We start from the raw sequence: 17,119 nt of genomic DNA on the forward strand, positions 1-17,119 counted from the left end.
ACAGTAGACATTTCCTTACAGTATAGAGAGGCGTCGCATGAGCAAAAATGATAATAAAATTGATGTCAGTATACAAATTACTGACTCTCAGGAAACAATACAAAAAAAATTAAGCAAAGCCGCAAGAAACTTAAAAATAGAAGCATCCCTGGGCGAAAACAGCAAAGAGAAGTCTTCCATGCTATCAAAGTGGCTCAATATGACCAAAATAATAAAAGTTGCCGACATAGCTATCAAAAGCATGGCGAATCAGGTCATAAAATTAAATACGGCCGAAACCGATCTTGCCATGGCCGCCAATATGACCAAACCGCAAATGACGGCTTTAATCTCTTCCTATTCAAAGCTGGGCGCTGAACTGAAAGCCACCGTAACCGATATTACCCAGCTAGGAACGGAATGGCTAAAGCACGGTAAAACCGTAGCCGAAACCACCACTCTTATTAAAGATGCTATGGTACTATCTAAAATAGGAAATTTATCTTCTGCTGAAAGCACTAAATATCTTGCTTCCATTATGGACGGTTATAAAATTTCCGCCGAAGGCGCGATGAACATTGTAGATAAATTATCTTCCGTTGACGTGGCCTCCGGCGCAAATATCGGCGGACTTGCCGCAGGCATTAGCGAGGTGGCAAAAAACGCAGACTCGGCAGGTATATCATTCGATAAGCTCATCGGGTATTTTGCCGCTGTCGGAGATAGTTCCCAGGCAGCAACGACAAATCTAAGCGGTTCCATTAATGCTGTATTATCCCGAATGGAAAATATCGAGCTTTCCAAATTGGAGGATTATGAAAATAATGGAGAAAGTCTATCTGGAATTGAAGCAGTTCTTGGCAAAGAAAACATATCATTAAGAGATTCCTCCGATTCCTTCAGAGATTTAGGCGAAGTCTTGGATGAGGTAGGCTCTAAATGGAATTCCTACTCGGAAGCTTCTCAAAGTGCTGTCGCCGGTGCCTTTGCCGGCAGCGAACATTCTGACAACTTTGCAATTCTCATGGGAAATTACGATAACGCAATGAAATATGCGGAAATCTCCTTGGATTCATCGGGGCAGGCCATGGAGAAATTTTCCGTTTATCAAGAGTCTCTCACAAGCAAAACGGAAGAATTTAAGAACGCATTTATCGGCCTTTCAACAACTGTACTCGATTCAGATTTTTTAAAGGACATTATCGAATCCGGTACATCTCTAATAAATATTTTTGATGCAAATATAGGAAAACTAGGTGTTATTCCAACGCTATCGGCAGGTATCGGCGCCGCATTAAGCATTAAAAACGTCGGTGGGGCCAGAATGTTTGCCCTCAAAATTTAAATATGCACGACAGTATGGATGTTCTTTTGGATACAAAAGTTTCTACCATACACTTTATGAAATACATAAAGGTAAACGGCTTATATGGTCTGAATAGATAATAGGTAAAAATAGCCTATTCTGGGAAGCACGTCAACCTCATACTACTCTCCTGTTATGGCGACATATCAGGCTATAGTAACAATGTATGAGCTCGTGTGGTCAGCAGGGAAGCACACTCTCGCAGGTGAACCCCCACTGTAATAACATAGCCGGAATCATTTAGCAGCAACGTTTGTGATTCAATAGATATTCGGGACTACGCTGAGCAGCACAGTGAAATTATTAGACAAAGACTTATCCTTTATCTTTGCTGCATGTTTGGCACTCACGCCATTTGAGTGTTTTATGATAAGAAATGGCAATTTATAATTTTATTTTTATTTGAGAGTCAGAGTCCGTACAATGGGACTCATCTTTTGTTATACTTTTTATATAGAGCTCTATAAGTTTTGATTTTCGCGCGATTGGAACTTATTTAACTAATTATAGAAAGAAGGGGTATGCATATGAACATCGTTTATAAATCATATTTAAAATTAATCGTAGTTAAGGTTGATCATTTTAACTCCGAGATTATTGATGAAAGGAACTTTGGATGTGATGAAGAGAGTAAAATCAATGAGTTTAAGGACAAGTATATCAGAAATGATAATTATACTATATTAAGTATTGATATGTAGCATGATACTAAAGTGCTGCTTCGGTAATTCAATTTCATAGTCAACTTATACTTCATAAGGAATAAAATTAAAAGCTGTGGTCCTCTGCGGCCACAGCTGGTTTTGTTTATGGTATGATTTGATATATTAAAAATCGGCCCCGCAGTTATTACAATGAAATTGCTTGCCGATTTTCTTGCTGGCAAGTCCCCATAATTCGGTAGACACCGCACGATTAAATAATCCAATTTTTCTTACATTAGAAGAGCCACAATAAGAACAATTTACGGTTCTATTCTGCTCTTCCAATATTGCCCTGCCAATAGCGCGCTTAGCGTCCAATTCAGCTGATTGTTTTGAAAGTATCTCGTCCCTATGGTCGAAAAGGTATTGGTCATATTCTAGAGATGTTTTGACGAGTTCTTCACGAAGAAGATCTTCTGATAAATCGTTTTTTATCATAAAATCAAGTTCATCATCTAAATACTTTTGTGGTACAGTAAACATTATTGATTTACAACAATCACATATTTGCCGTTTTTCAGAAAAAACTTCATGTGCTATTCTACCACACTTTTTACAATAGTATAATGCCATAATTCTCCCCATATACATATTAATTTTTATATATCTTATCATAAAAAATAATAATAAACAAGCATTCAACTTAATTGTATATACAGATTCCAAACGTCTGTATTTCAACTATAGTACGATATTTAATACATTTGAAAGCAATATCGATAAATGGACATCAAAAGTAGGCATACTGGGAACTTCATTCGATGATTTTGGAAACCGTTTTAAGAAAATGACTGATGAATTATTATTAACTAATAATTATACTCTTTCTAGTATTGCAAATATGTGGAAAAATACAGGTAGTAAAAAAGATTTATCCAGTAAATTCATTGTTACACAAAATGATATACAAGATAAATTAATAAAAGTGGATGAATTATATAAGCCACTAAACAATTTTGACGCAAATAGTATATTATCACAATTACAAAAAATAGATATGCAAGTTCAAAAAGGAAAAAGAACTTGGCATAATTATTTTAATGGTTTTAAAGAAGATGAAAGATGGCAAATTGATTTTGTCAAAAATACAGTTCTTCAGACAGCAAGCACAGAAGATGTAATAAAAGCACAAAATGCAGCTCGTGACTCTGATATCAAATATAACAATAGTTTAAAGCAGATGACACTTAGTGCAAGAAGGGCTTCTATAAGTAAGGTGAGAATTATGGCTTATACACAAAAAAACTATACATACAATGACAAGCTAAGCACTGATGAAAATCTGTTATTGGACAAACTATTTAAACTCCGCCTGTCCCACATGTCGGAGGCATTGGAGAAGCAGTTCCTTAACCCCAACACGGCACTCGAGGACTTTCATACCCGTATATCTGAGATTATTCACTATGAATGGGATCAGCGTCAGAACACAAAGTTCAACAAGCTACTTAAGAAAGCGTCCTTGAAATATCCGACTGCAGACTTTGATTCTGGTCTTTACGAATCAGATCGTATGCTGGATACTCACACCATTGAGTTACTACAAAAATGTGAATGGATTGACGAACCTAAAAATCTATTGATTACTGGTAGCGCTGGGGCAGGCAAAACTTATATCGCGAATGCACTATGCATTACCGCTTTACAACAGCTACGAACAGTAAAATATATCAGAGCCAATGCACTTCTTCTAGAAAGTGAAAAGGCACGTCAACTTGGTCATGCCTACGATTATACAAATCAGATGGCAGCTTATGACTTGCTGGTAATTGATGATTTCGGTCTTATGGAACTAAGCATGGATAAGTGCCGTGACCTCTTTGAAATCATTGAAACAAGAGATTGTAAAAAGGCAACAATGATTGTATCTCAGCTTCCCGTCATCAAGTGGTGGGACCTCTTCAAAGATAACACCTATGCGGATGCCTGCTTAAGCAGGATGACATCTAAGGCGTACCGCCTTGAGTGCAATGGAAGAGACATGAGAAAGTAACAAAATCTACAACGTGCAGTTTGAAGCGGAATAGCATGCCGTCCCTTCGGGACGGTTATGCTGTTTGGCTGGAATATGCACCCGCAGTGCGGCTTTTTGTGGTGTGTCATTTTTCCTTGCCATAAATAAACCTCCAAACTGAGTAGTTTTATCTTACATCAGTTTGAAGGTTTACACAAACTTTGGGATACTCCCGGTTATATATAACAGCACTTGCTTATGCATGTCAAGTACGGGCAAGAAATTCCGCCCGTAAAAAGTCTATAAGCTCCCCCCTATTCTGGTAATCGCTCTTCAAACATAATGCTTAACTCCCCATAGACCTGTCCCCAATTTCGCAGGGGCAAACTCCATTTCTTTGTGGCCTCAAAGGTGGATAAATATAGGGCTTTCAGTAATGCACTGTCACTGGGGAATACGCTTCTTTGACGGTTCAGTTTCCGATAGGTGGCATTCAGACTTTCTATCACATTTGTCGTATAAATGACCTTGCGGACCTCTGTGGAAAACTTGAAAATGGGAGATAGGGCATCCCAATTCTGCTTCCAGCTTTTCATGGAATTCGGATATTTTTCGTTCCACTTCTCTGTGACACGCTCCAAGGAATCCAATGCCTTTTCTTCGGTTGGTGCCTGATAGATGGTCTTTAAATCCGCGCAGAAAGGTTTTCTGTCCTTATCTGCCACATATTTCATGGTATTCCTTACCTGATGAACAATACAGCGTTGATATTCTGTTTTCGGAAACGCAGCAGTGATGGCCTCTTTTATTCCGTTCAATCCATCTGCACAGATAATTAAAATATCTTTCACACCACGATTCTTTCAACTATTTAGAACAGAGATCCAATATTTTGAACTATCATTTTCTCCCACTTCAATGGTCAGTACTTCTTTACAGCCATCCTTGTTTATGCCAAGAATGACATAAGCTGCAAGCTTACGGATGATCCCATTATCCCGCACAGAGTAATGAATCGCATCAATATAGAGCACGGGGTAAACGTCAGAAAAAGGGCGGTTCTGCCAGTCCTCAATCTGGGGCATGATCTTATCGGTAACATCTGAAATAAATCCCTTCTGAGGCCTCAAATCCATAGATATCCTCCAGTGTGTCAGAAATCTGTCTGGTGGTCATACCTTTTGAATACATGGAGATAATTTTCTGGTCGATGTCAGAAATGTCTTTCTGACGTTTCTTGGCTACCTTTGGTTCGAAGGTGGATTTGCGGTCATGGGGAACTTGGATGTCCATGCTTCCATAGCTACTGTTGATACGTTTTGATTTATAACCATTGCGGTAATCATCGCTGTCGGAACGTTCTGATTTTTCGTAGCCAAGATGTTCCCCCATCTCTGATTCCATCATTTCTTTAATGGTGCCGCCAAGCAGATCCTTAAGTGCATCCTGGATATCTTCTGCAGACTGGATGTCGTACTCCTGCAGAAGCTGCTGAATGATGTTTCGCTTTCCATCTGTCATTTGTAGTTTGTGTACTGTTTTCTTTTCTCTTGCCATAATAAAAGGCCTCCTATGATTTTTTATTTTACCATAGAAGAACTTATAAAATCTTATTTACAGAAAAACTTTCACAGACTCATTAATTACGCTATTGAATTAATCCTTTAGTTTATTTTGGGTACATAGGGCTTTTCGACTCTCTCAAATTCGATTTGATTTTTGTTTGCAGGCTAGAAACTAAACTTCTCCCTGTCAATATTTTTTCCTTCAATTGATTTCTGATAAATCCCTTATACTTTGATTGCCGTATAAAGAGATTTATGTTATATTTACTTGGAAAATAATATTAATTAGGAGAAAATAATGAAATTCAATTCTAAGGACAAATTATTTATAATTTGCTGTATTTCAATTTTATTTATAAGTATATTTACATTATGTTATTATCTCTTTCCATATCAGGGTTTAAGATATGACAGCGAAGCTTTCTATCCGGTTGTAAGTGAACATTCTTTAATTGAATTGAACGAAAATACCACTGTTTCACAAAACTTCAATTCTGAAAATATTCATTTGAAAGGATTAAAATATTATGTAATCAAAGGAGAATCAGAAATTACTGGCTCTTTACATGTATCAATAATGGATAATGACAGAAATTTAATATTAGATAGAGAAGTACCATTTACAGACATTCAAAATGCTGAGTGGTACTCTGATTATTTTTCCCTTACATTGAAAAAAAATCATATATATCGAATAGACATCTCTGCTGAAAAATGTACGAATAATAATTATCCGTATTTAGTCGTAATGGGAGGGTATGATCAAAACTCTCCCAATTTAGAAGCATATCAAAATAATGAACTTCTTAATGGTAATGTTTTAATTAGTTACGAATTCGCGAAATTAAACAGCACCTACATAAATGTTGTCGTTTTATCATTATTTACTCTCTCACTTATTACTATCCTATTTACCATTAATGTTTCAAGAAATAAGAAATGGAGTTCTGTATTAAATAATTTGAAATCTTATAATTCCATACCTATAAGAAAAATGCTTGTTATAGTTTTGTTCGTCATACAGTTCTTTCTAATAATTCCAAATATTGTTTATAAAGTAGGGGGATTCAACTTGGATCCATCATGGCGCTATTTTTTAAATATAGCCAATTCCTTAAATTTGAAATATGGAACTGACATTTATTTTACATATGGACCGCTAGGTTATATATGCTATCTTATGAATTTGGACAATTCATCAACCTACTGGTTTGGTATTGGGATTTGGGGAATTATTTTCGTTATCCATATTATACTATTAATTTGGCTATACAAGCTATACTTAGAAAACAAATTATCATTGACTGCTATTGTTTTATCTGTATTAGTTTACGTATCTACAATGTATGAATCTGAACGAGATAACTACCAATTATATTTATTATTATTATCAGTTGTAATTTATTTCTTAGGTAATAGTAAAAGTATCATAATAACAAATTTACTTCTAAGTTTAATGTTCTTTTGTAAATTTTCAACTTTTACCAGCGGCGTTGCATTCATTACTATATTCATTATTCTGCGTTTTTTCTTTGATAAAGATAAAAAATGCATTTTATTAATGCTTCCTTCTTTAATAATTGCTCCTATCTCATATTTAGTTTATAACCCCTCTTTAAAGGGATTATACGAATATGTTACGGGAATATTGAGAATATCTAGCGGATGGATGAAAACACAACAATGGGATGATGCAATAACGAATCAAGAATATCGTTATTTGCTTATAATTGTTTTGTTGTATATCATGCTTATAATTATATCTCTTTTAGTCGATTATCATAAGTCAACTATTTTAATTTCTTGCAGCGTTTCACTATTTTTTGCATACAAATATTCCGTTACTGCACATGGAATTGCTATGGGAATTTGGCTAGTTTCCATGCTATTTTCTGCTATTGTTCTATCTATTGATTTTAGAGCAATGTATTCGCTGATTAGAACAAAGAAAAAATATGCGTTTTACTATGCCGCTTCAATAGTTGGATGCTTATCCATTGCTTCACTATTATGTATAAATCTCCACAATAATTGGGGACAAATTAAGGATAGTCTAAAAAATAAAGTAATTACATTTGCAACTTTAAAAGACAGCTCCCTGCTTCCCGAGTTATATGACAATACCTACATTCCATCAAATATTATTGAGACAATAGGTAATGACACTGTTACTACTTATCCATGGGAAGTGGGATATAAAGCTGTTTATACTAATTTAAATATGGTTTATAGCCCTTCTATTCAAAATTGTAATGAATTCATTCCATGGCTTGATCAAAAAGTTGCGGATTATTTTTACTCAGAACAAGCACCTAAGTACATTATACTGGAGGACGAAACTATCTATTTTCATATAAAATATTTAGATAATCCTTTGACTTGGGAGGCAATCAAGGATAGATATAATTCTATCATCACACAAGAAGGATTTTGTTTATTAGAGAGACAAGATAATATTATTAAAAGTGAACTTACGCTAATCCGCTCTGAACTTTACTCTACAAATGATTCTATAAAATGTCCAGAAAATGCTGATTATGTGAAAATTCATTTAAGATACTCATTTTATGGAGAAATAAAGGACTTTTTCTGGAGAACCGGAATGACATACATGACTATTAACTATAAAGATGGTTCAAGTTGTTCGGGTGTAATTATCGTTCCGAATATGACTTCTGGGTTTTCACTGGATTATGTTCCTCAGAATCTTGAAGACGTATCACTTGTATTAAACACAGAAGATTATACTAAGATTTCATCCATTCAATTTAGTGGCATTGGTCTTGATGCTCTAGAAAAGAATGTGGAGGTTGAGTGGTTTCAATATGCTGAATAATAAAACCTATCCGATTTATACCTTATAGCATACCAGGCCATTCTACTTTTGGCCCAAACTGAAGAAGACGTTTTACAGATTCATATATTTCCAGAGATTTTAATGAAGTAGTTCCCTCTTCAACTATTATTACGACATTTTTTGTATACTTTTCTTATTCGTCACATACATTTAAATTAACAAAAGAGATTTTCTCCTGAGAGGATTTCATCATGTATCAAGACAATACATTGCCCTACCGCGGCGATCTAAAGGTGGCAATAGTAGGAAGGGCAAAGGATACCGTTAATTATGAAAAAGCTCTGACCTCAATGGGAGTCTCCTGCCTGACCACAATGGATCTTGCCCATTTATCAGAGTTCGACGCACTCCTGCTTCCGGGAGGAGGGGATATTACTCCTGCCTTTTTCGGACAAAAAAATCAGGGGTCCAGGAATATGGACACCGAATTAGACATCATACAGCTCCAGTCGCTGGATTTCTTCGTAAAACGGGAATATCCCGTATTGGGCATTTGCAAGGGCATCCAGATCATCAACGTTTATTTTAACGGAACAATCATTCAGGATCTCAAACAGGCCCCTCATCATGCGTGGGATAATGGAGACAAAGTTCATTCCTCTGCCGCCCTCCCCGATTCTCTGCTTTTTTCATTGTACGGAAGGCGTTTCAACGTTAACAGCGCCCATCATCAGGGCATCGGCAAGGTAGGACACAGTCTCAGCGTCATCCAGACCTCCGATGACAACATCATCGAAGGAATCGTTCACGATACCCTTCCTGTCATCGGCGTTCAATGGCATCCCGAACGGCTTTTCGATGACTCGGCCTCTGGCAGTACCGTAGACGGACGATTGCTGTTTTCTTATTTTTTATCCTTATGTGACACCGCCGGAGTTTGAATTTCCTTTCTTCTCCGGCGTTTTTCCGCCCGCTCCTGAAGCTCTTCCTTTGCTTTTGCTCCGGCAACTTCGAATAAAGATACAACGATTTTTTTCATCATTCCTGCCGTCTCGGTGTCCAGTCCCTTTATTGCTCCTACTACCGCCAACATGCTCTTTTTCCAGTCCGCAGTAAAATCGATTAATGTTGTAGCCTGAGAAGCGGATACCACCTCGTACAGCGTATCCACAAAGGAATGAATATGTTCATCATCTAAGGATAGAATCCACTCGTTCAATGCATCGTCCATGAATCTTCTGCTTTTATATATATCCTTTGCCTTTACAAAGGCATCGTCCTTTACAAGCCACGTATAGGGGTCATGCTGCAGCAGACCGAAAGTCTTGCTTTCAACCACGATATAGCCGTCCTCATGGGCTCCTAACAGCATCCCTACCAGCGACGAGTGGGGAATGATCCGCACTATTTTATCCGCTATTTTTTCGTACTGTCCCCTCTCTCTGATTTCCGGGCGGAAGCCCGGTCCGTCATGGCTGAACACCTTGACGATTCGTTTTTGTATTTCCGGACCGCAATTCATCGCCGCAAATACGGCAAAATTCCCCCCCTTGGAATGCCCTCCCACATAGAATTCCTTAGAAAATTTCCGGGCAACCGCCTTCATATATTCTACACTGTAAAGCTGCCCCTGCACCGGCTCGGAAAAGGCCAGATTGAAATCCTCCTTCCAGCCGATAATCGTCTCATCCGTCCCCCGATATGCGAGATAAACCGTCTGATCCTCCAGAATATAAGTAATTGCCGAAAACTGCGTTTCCCGTTCCGGCTCGATCAAGTTTACATAATAATTCATCTTAAGAGAACCATAACGAGCGCTATTTAACATTCCGGCAAACAGCGCCATATTCTCCTCCTTATATCTCTCATCCGCGAAAAGCTTCTCCTTATCCTGATAGATATCCAGATATTTTATTGTGACAAACGGCTTATCATCCGAAACATCCGGAACAATACCGTCAAACTTCAAATAGCTGAACTGGCACAGCACCAGGCTGTCCACTTCATTCATCGGCCTTTTTTCAAACGTATAATCTCCATATTCCTTCAGATAATCAATAATCGTTCCCATGCCGCATCTCCTCTAAAAACGCGCCTCCAAGTGTCCGATATTCTTAATGAGCACCGATACCGTGCCATCCGGATTCGTAATAAACTCAACGCTTCCTGGATTTTTATACTGCTCCATCGGAATCTTTATTTCGATTCCTGTATCCGTATACAAATGCTGCTTCTGGTACTTTCTCGTTGTCGCCTCACTTTGGGGTAATATTTCTTCCTTTACCAAATCGTACTTTTCCATTTTATCCTGAAATGCGACTTTTAACTCCGGTTTCTCTTCAAATATCTTATCCGCAAGCACCTCCACCACAAAACCGCCGTTTTCCTGCAGTTCTTCCTGTATGATACTTTTCGCCTTCATCTGGGCCTCATACTGATCCAGCTCGTCATAAGCCTCCTTCTGCACCGATTCCACCGCTTTCGTCACGATCGACAGCTTCGACTTATGTGACATATGGCTGCTGCATTTAAGAAATAAATATGAAAAATAATTTGTTTTTTCTCCGTTTACCTCATATTTTCTTTCTATCACCTGCACCGATAAGTCTTTCAGGCAAATAATCGCAGCTTCGCTCAGCCTCTGTGACTCCGAGGGCAATATTGACTTATGCCTCATGACCTCATTCGTATTACCTCCCTCTTGTGAAGACAGCGTCCGATGAGTATAAAGCGATTTATAATTCATCTTCAAAAATGCCAGATACTCCTCTTCGCCATATTTGAACCTTACCACCACAAGATCTGCCGGAGGAATATCTATATTACTATTCATAATGCTATATAACAACTCCGCCGCATCCTTGCTTATTTCCACAAAAAAATCATCCGAATACTGCTCAAGCATCTTGTAAACTTCGGATTCCTCCTTATAGAACTGAGAAGTCTTCCCATCATCCCCCGAAGAAATCTTCGCAATATGCTCCTTCAAAAAATCCGCAAACTCCGACCCAAATTCAATCTCCTCATCCGACAGCACCGGCATCCCGATCGTAGAATCCAAAATATGTAATATAACCTTCTTTATCCTTATATCCTCTTTCACCATCATCTATCGTATCTCTCCTATCTACCTTACTCTTTCTATATTTTCTTCGTCCCTTTTTATTTCTTCCATGTTCCCGGCGACAAAAGTATAAGAATCGGCAAAAGCTCCAGTCTTCCCACAAGCATATCAAATATAAGTACAAACTTGGATAACCCCGAAAATATCGAATAGTTTCCTGAAGGTCCTACCAAGCTAAAGCCCGCCCCCACGTTATTAAAGGTTGCCGCCACTGCCGCCATATTCGTTGTAAAATCAAATTCATTCAAAGAAAGTACCAAAAAAGATCCAAAAAAGATAAATATATAAATCATTGCATATACCTGAACTGATTTCGTCACGCTACTCTCCACCACATGTCCATCCATATAAATCTTTTTAAACCCTCTGGGATGTATGACATAAGAAATCTCATTCTTAATAGAACGAAGCGAAATAATAAACCGTGATATCTTGAAGCCTCCGCTGGTACTTCCTGCGCAGGCACCAAGCATAGAAAGCAGAAACATGATCGTCTTGGAAAACTCCGGCCATTTATCATAATCCACAGATGAAAATCCCGTAGTGGTTATTACCGACGCCACTTGAAACAGTGCATGGTGAAAACCAAGAAATATGTTATCAAAAAAATTCTCTGTATTAAGAGTGATCATTACCGCCGACAGCAACACAATAATAAAATAATAACGGATTTCTTCACTGGCAAATGCTTCCTTGGGCTTTCTTATGAGCAGCAGATAAAACACCTGAAAATTAACGCCGCATATAAGCATAAGCGCTGTAAGCACCGCCTGAACTGCTACGGAATAGCTTCCCGCACTGGAATTAAGAAGTCCGAAGCCTCCCGTTCCCACCGAAGAAAAAGCCAGCGTAACCGCATCATAAGCAGACAGCCCGGCTAACATTAAAGAAATCGTTCCTGCAAGCGTGATGCCCATATAAATGCCATAAAGTATCATCGCCGTATTCTTTACCTTGGGCACCAGCTTTCCTACTTTAGGACCCGGACTTTCCGCTCTGAGAAGGTGCATATTATAGCTCCCGGACAAGGGCAGAACTGCCATAATCAATACCAGGACACCCATTCCTCCTATCCAGTGGGTAAAGCACCTCCAAAACTGAGCACTTCTCGATAAAACCTCCACATCCGTAAGAATGGTTGCCCCCGTAGTCGTTAAGCCCGAAACCGTTTCGAATAAAGCATCCGTATAAGAAGGAATCTCCCCGCTTAAATAAAAGGGCATCGCACCTACCAGACTCAATATAATCCAGCTTAAGGATACGGTGACAAAACCTTCCTTCGCATAAAACACTTTATTCTTCGGCTTAAACCGCCTTCCTATCAAACTGACCGCAAAGCAGGCCGCCATGACGGCCGCAAAAAAAACGGCACTTTTCTCATGGTATATTATACCCACCAGACAAGGCAGCGACAGGAACAATGCCTCAAACTCCAAAACCCTGCATAGTATGTAACGTATCATCGAATAATTCATACCAAAATATCCTTTATATCCTGCAAACCAGTTATCGTTGTGGCCAATACCACGGTATCTCCTACACCAATCCGGCTCTGTCCGCCGGGCGTGATGATATTTCCCTTATGATTGATGCAGCACAGCAGGATATTCGGTTTCAGGTTAAGCTCCACCAACGGAATTCCCACTACAGGGCATTCCTCTCTCACTAAAAACTCCAGAATCTCCACCTTATCGTTACTCATCCGGTATAGGGTCTCAATATTGCTTCCGATAGAATTCTGCATCGCCCTTACATATTTGATAATCATCTCTGCCGTAAGATACTTAGGATAAATAACGCTTCCAAGATCCAGTTCTTCGATGATCTCATCATAGGCGATTCGATGCACTCTGGTAATCAGCTTCGCTCTGGATATACTCTTAGCGAAAAGAGAAAGCATAATATTTTCCTCATCGAAATTAGTAAGTGCAACAAAGGCCTCCGCCTGAGGGAGTCCCTCCTCCATTAATAAGTCCCTATCGGTGCCGTCACCTAAAATCAGTGTTGCCTGCGGCAGAAGCTCACTCAGTTCGCTGCATCTTTTCTTGTCCTTTTCCACGATTTTAACATCGATTCCGATGGAAAGAAGCTGGCATGCCAAATAATATGCCGTTTCCCCTCCTCCCACGATGAATGCGTCCTTGGCCCGCGTGGTAGGAACTTTTAACTTTTTGAAAAAAAGAACCGTATTTTTCACCGAGCCCACTACTGAGATTTCGTCCTTCGCCCGAAGAATAAAATCTCCGGCAGGAATAAACACTTCGTCGCCTCTTTCCACTACACATATCAGCACTCCGCATTTCATCTGTGCGGATATACTTTTTAAGGACTGGTCGCATAGCGACGAGCCCTCTTCTATTTTATATTTTACCAGCTCGATTCTTCCTTTGGCAAAAGTATCTATCTTGATGGCTGAGGGGAACTTAAGCACCCTCGCTATTTCAAGCGCCGCCGCATCCTCCGGATTGATAACCATGGACAGCCCTAGTTCTTCTTTAATAAAACTTATTTCCCTGCTGTAAACGGGGTTTCGAACCCTCGCTATGGTATGACAGTCACCTGCCTTTTTCGCGATCAGGCAACACAACAAATTGAGTTCGTCGGAGCCTGTGACTGCAATGAGCAGATCCGCCTCATCAATTCCGGCATTTTTCTGTATGGAATAACTGGCTCCGTTGCCTACGATTCCCATAACGTCGAAATTGTTGTTTACATTATGTACCACATCGCTTTTCATATCGATGACTGTAATATTATGTCCTTCCCTACTGAGCTCTTCCGCTAATGTGGCTCCCACATTGCCGCATCCTACAACAATGATCTGCATGATATCCTCCTGCTACTGCATAATTCCTTCGAATTTTTTCCAAATTTCTTCATACTGTTCTTTAATTTTCAAGTAGAGGCCTATGGTCTCATCCTTTTGTTCCTCGAAATTCATAATAATCTTATCATAATTTTTTATAAGACAGTCAACTACCGGCCTGCTGATTTTATAGTTATCCGCATCCTCACTCAGTATCTTCTTGATAACGGCGCTCTCAAAGGAATCCTTATAGCTTCTTTGCCCGTATAAAGCGCTGAGCATATCGGCAACCGCAACTATTTTCTGGGGCAGGGTCAGATCCCTTTCGATTAATCCCTTGTGATACCCTGAGCCATCCAGCTTTTCATGATGTCTCGCCGCTATTTCCAATACATCCGGCTCTACCAGCCCTGAAAGGATCATCTCCGTAATCCTGACGTGTGCCTTCATAATGCGCATATCTTCATCCGAAAGCTTTCCGGGAGACTCCAGAATGTCAAGTGGTATGGCTATCTTGCCCAAATCATGCAGCAGTGCTCCATAATACATCTGTTTGAGTTCCATCGTCCCAACGCCCATCAGCTTTCCCAACTGTCCCGCGAAATTTACTGTTGCCATCGTATGCAGCACGGTGTATTCGCTTCTAAAATCGATGGTATATACAAGCATTTCCAACAAACTCTTTTTATATCGCTCCGACCTTATATAACGGGACAACAGTGCATTAAGCTCTTCAAGATATTCTCCGCTGACCAGCTTGGAAGTAATCGAAAACTTCTTTTCCGCCTCGAGAAATATGTCCAGAGCCTTCCCCGAAAACTTAATATCCCGGTACCTCGTAAAATAATCCGCTTCCATCTCCATCTTTTCCCGGCGCATAAAGCTGTCCATCTTATCCGCCAGCGCCAGACACGCCGTCACACGCTCGTATTTCATCTTTATCAGCCCATAGCGCTCGTAGTCCAAATGATGATAAAGCACGATCTCCGCGCGGTCCTCCATGGGAGAAAGATATTTCAAAAAAAGAAAACCATATATGGAATGGGACCATGTATTTTTCAGTTCAAAATCCGCCACATTATCCAGACCGTCCACTCTATACAGCCCTATATCGTGCAGCATCCCAAGCATAGTATATTCAAGCATCTCCTGCTCGGTATATTCTTGCCCATATTCAAGCATTTTATATAAGATATAGCCTACGATTTCACCATGAGTAATAATATTGGTATTTAAAATGCCCAAGGTCTTCCGAATAATCGTAATTACATTCTGGCTGTTTATTATACCCATTTATTTATCACCTGTTGTTTCTCCAACAATAACTTTTATCTGCTGAATTCTGCAAATGCCTATTCCTGTAAAACACTTACAGTCATATTCCTTCCTGCTTTATCTTATCACTATCTTACCATAATATCAAAATGGAACATATATTACAAGCCACTCTTATATATTAGAATTAAGTATAGAAACAAGGTATCCCTGCGTGAAAATCATATCTACCCTTAACAATTTTTTATGGAGCTATCCCCTTTTGTTCCTTTTAATGGGAACACATTTATTCTTCACACTGAAGCTTCGCATCCCTCAGCGGCACATAGGAAAAGCGCTCCGCCTTTCCATCTCAACTGAAACCAGAGACGATTCCAAACCCTCTCACAACCTTTCCGCCTTCGGCGCTCTCGCCACTACCCTTGCCGCGACACTAGGCACCGGCAACATCATCGGTGTCTCCACCGCGGTAGCCTTAGGCGGTCCCGGAGCTATTTTCTGGTGCTGGCTGACGGGTATCCTGGGCATGGCTACCTCCTATGCCGAATGCTATCTGAGCATGCTCTTTCGGGAAAAAGATTTGCATCAAATCTATATCGGCGGCCCGATGTATGTCCTAAAAAATGGTTTACATAATAAATATTTAGCAAAATTTTACGCAATATGTACAATATTTGCGGCATTTGGAGTCGGATGCACGACACAAGCCAACTCTCTGACCCAGACTACCTCCTCCACATGGGGGCTTTCACCTCATATTGTAGGAATTGCTGCCGCTTTCGTCGTAGGACTGGTCATTCTGGGCGGTATTCGTTCCATCGGAAGCATATGTATGAAGCTTGTTCCTGCTCTCGGTTTTCTTTATATCGGAAGCTGCTTCGTCTTGCTGTTCATAAATAGAGATGCTCTATGGGATGCTGTCCTCGTAATCCTGGAGCACGCCTTCATGCCAAATGCTGTTTTGGGCGGCGTCGCGGGGTATTCCTTAAAGCATGCCGCCAGATACGGGATCGCAAGAGGGCTGTTTACCAACGAAGCCGGTATCGGAACCGCTGCTATTGCTGCCGCTTCCTCCGCCTCGGAAAGTCCTTCCAGACAAGCGTATGTGTCTATGACCGCTGTCTTCTGGGACACCGTAGTCATGTGCATGCTCACCGGCCTCGTCATAATCGCCAATATGCTAAAACACCCGGAATCCCTTATTGGCGTAAACGAAGCAGGGCTTGCCGACGCCGCATTCTCCTATCTTCCGGTAGGCGGAAATACCTTTTTATCCCTGTCTCTCGCCGCTTTTGCCGTAACTACCTTAATCGGATGGTCATATTTCGGGGAAAAAGCGATGGAATTTCTTTGGGGTACAAAAAGTATTTCCTTATACAAGCTCCTCTATATCGTTATGATTTACATAGGCGCAGTCATACCGTTAAACGTCGTATGGGAATGCACTGACCTTATCAATGCTATGATGGTGCTTCCCAACGTGCTGGCTCTGTTTCTTCTAAAGGACCGCATATCATCATAAGAGCTTTTCTATAAGATAAAAAAAATG

The 17,119-nt window shown here is 39.9% G+C and carries 11 protein-coding genes and 1 pseudogene; 5 read left to right on the top strand and 7 right to left on the bottom strand.

Annotated features, from left to right (window positions below; all coding sequences use genetic code 11):
• The first annotated feature begins 37 nt into the window (after nt 1-37).
• Entirely contained in the window at nt 38-1,324 is a 1,287-nt protein-coding gene (locus V6984_RS15080) for a phage tail tape measure protein (protein ID WP_342756435.1), read from the top strand.
• Nucleotides 1,325-2,172: 848 nt separating this feature from the next.
• On the opposite strand, the gene V6984_RS15085 is transcribed toward V6984_RS15080, so the two are convergent.
• Nucleotides 2,173-2,622: a hypothetical protein gene (locus V6984_RS15085; RefSeq protein ID WP_342756436.1), complete on the bottom strand. Its 450-nt coding sequence runs from the start codon at nt 2,620-2,622 to the stop codon at nt 2,173-2,175.
• 214 nt (nt 2,623-2,836) lie between these two features.
• Between V6984_RS15085 and V6984_RS15090 the strand changes: the two genes are divergently transcribed.
• On the top strand, nt 2,837-4,042 hold the full coding sequence (locus V6984_RS15090; RefSeq protein WP_342756437.1) for an ATP-binding protein: 1,206 nt from the start codon (nt 2,837-2,839) through the stop codon (nt 4,040-4,042).
• Between the two features lie 275 nt (nt 4,043-4,317).
• Here the strand turns inward: V6984_RS15090 and V6984_RS15095 are convergent.
• Nucleotides 4,318-5,560: pseudogene (locus tag V6984_RS15095) on the bottom strand (IS256 family transposase).
• 306 nt (nt 5,561-5,866) lie between these two features.
• Here V6984_RS15095 and V6984_RS15100 point away from each other — a divergent pair.
• Both V6984_RS15100 and V6984_RS15105 read left to right on the top strand, forming a co-directional pair.
• Nucleotides 5,867-8,404, top strand: a complete 2,538-nt coding sequence (locus tag V6984_RS15100; RefSeq protein WP_342756438.1) for a hypothetical protein — start codon at nt 5,867-5,869, stop codon at nt 8,402-8,404.
• Nucleotides 8,405-8,616: 212 nt separating this feature from the next.
• Nucleotides 8,617-9,306, top strand: coding sequence for a gamma-glutamyl-gamma-aminobutyrate hydrolase family protein (locus tag V6984_RS15105; protein ID WP_342756439.1), 690 nt, complete (start codon nt 8,617-8,619; stop codon nt 9,304-9,306).
• On the opposite strand, the gene V6984_RS15110 is transcribed toward V6984_RS15105, so the two are convergent.
• The 5 genes from V6984_RS15110 to V6984_RS15130 are packed head-to-tail and all read right to left on the bottom strand — an operon-like array spanning nt 9,270 to nt 15,588.
• Nucleotides 9,270-10,436, bottom strand: a complete 1,167-nt coding sequence (locus tag V6984_RS15110; protein ID WP_342756440.1) for an Mbeg1-like protein — start codon at nt 10,434-10,436, stop codon at nt 9,270-9,272. The two genes, V6984_RS15105 and V6984_RS15110, sit on opposite strands and share 37 nt — an antisense overlap.
• A gap of 12 nt (nt 10,437-10,448) precedes the next feature.
• Nucleotides 10,449-11,474, bottom strand: coding sequence for a nucleoid-associated protein (locus V6984_RS15115; RefSeq protein WP_342756441.1), 1,026 nt, complete (start codon nt 11,472-11,474; stop codon nt 10,449-10,451).
• A 53-nt stretch (nt 11,475-11,527) separates the two neighbouring features.
• Nucleotides 11,528-12,964, bottom strand: a complete 1,437-nt coding sequence (locus V6984_RS15120; RefSeq protein WP_342756442.1) for a TrkH family potassium uptake protein — start codon at nt 12,962-12,964, stop codon at nt 11,528-11,530.
• On the bottom strand, nt 12,961-14,316 hold the full coding sequence (gene trkA, locus V6984_RS15125; protein WP_342756443.1) for a Trk system potassium transporter TrkA: 1,356 nt from the start codon (nt 14,314-14,316) through the stop codon (nt 12,961-12,963). The genes V6984_RS15120 and trkA overlap by 4 nt, the downstream gene beginning before the upstream one ends.
• 12 nt (nt 14,317-14,328) lie before the next feature.
• A complete protein-coding gene (locus V6984_RS15130) occupies nt 14,329-15,588 on the bottom strand; it encodes an HD-GYP domain-containing protein (protein WP_342756444.1) in 1,260 nt (419 codons plus the stop codon).
• A 256-nt stretch (nt 15,589-15,844) separates the two neighbouring features.
• Here V6984_RS15130 and V6984_RS15135 point away from each other — a divergent pair, with 256 nt between their 5' ends.
• Nucleotides 15,845-17,092, top strand: coding sequence for an amino acid carrier protein (locus V6984_RS15135; RefSeq protein WP_342756445.1), 1,248 nt, complete (start codon nt 15,845-15,847; stop codon nt 17,090-17,092).
• The last annotated feature ends 27 nt before the right edge of the window (nt 17,093-17,119 follow it).

The sequence above is a fragment of the Kineothrix sp. IPX-CK genome (assembly GCF_039134705.1).
In the GTDB taxonomy this organism is placed as follows: Bacteria; Bacillota; Clostridia; order Lachnospirales; family Lachnospiraceae; genus Kineothrix; species Kineothrix sedimenti.

Bases quoted from the DNA above. Each gene is read 5' to 3' on its own strand.
- V6984_RS15085 (WP_342756436.1), bottom strand. From the start codon at position 2,622: ATGGCATTATACTATTGTAAAAAGTGTGGTAGAATAGCACATGAAGTT.
- V6984_RS15090 (WP_342756437.1), top strand. From the start codon at position 2,837: ATGACTGATGAATTATTATTAACTAATAATTATACTCTTTCTAGTATT.
- V6984_RS15115 (WP_342756441.1), bottom strand. From the start codon at position 11,474: ATGATGGTGAAAGAGGATATAAGGATAAAGAAGGTTATATTACATATT.
- V6984_RS15120 (WP_342756442.1), bottom strand. From the start codon at position 12,964: ATGAATTATTCGATGATACGTTACATACTATGCAGGGTTTTGGAGTTT.
- V6984_RS15080 (WP_342756435.1), top strand. From the start codon at position 38: ATGAGCAAAAATGATAATAAAATTGATGTCAGTATACAAATTACTGAC.
- trkA (WP_342756443.1), bottom strand. From the start codon at position 14,316: ATGCAGATCATTGTTGTAGGATGCGGCAATGTGGGAGCCACATTAGCG.
- V6984_RS15135 (WP_342756445.1), top strand. From the start codon at position 15,845: ATGGGAACACATTTATTCTTCACACTGAAGCTTCGCATCCCTCAGCGG.
- V6984_RS15130 (WP_342756444.1), bottom strand. From the start codon at position 15,588: ATGGGTATAATAAACAGCCAGAATGTAATTACGATTATTCGGAAGACC.
- V6984_RS15105 (WP_342756439.1), top strand. From the start codon at position 8,617: ATGTATCAAGACAATACATTGCCCTACCGCGGCGATCTAAAGGTGGCA.
- V6984_RS15100 (WP_342756438.1), top strand. From the start codon at position 5,867: ATGAAATTCAATTCTAAGGACAAATTATTTATAATTTGCTGTATTTCA.
- V6984_RS15110 (WP_342756440.1), bottom strand. From the start codon at position 10,436: ATGGGAACGATTATTGATTATCTGAAGGAATATGGAGATTATACGTTT.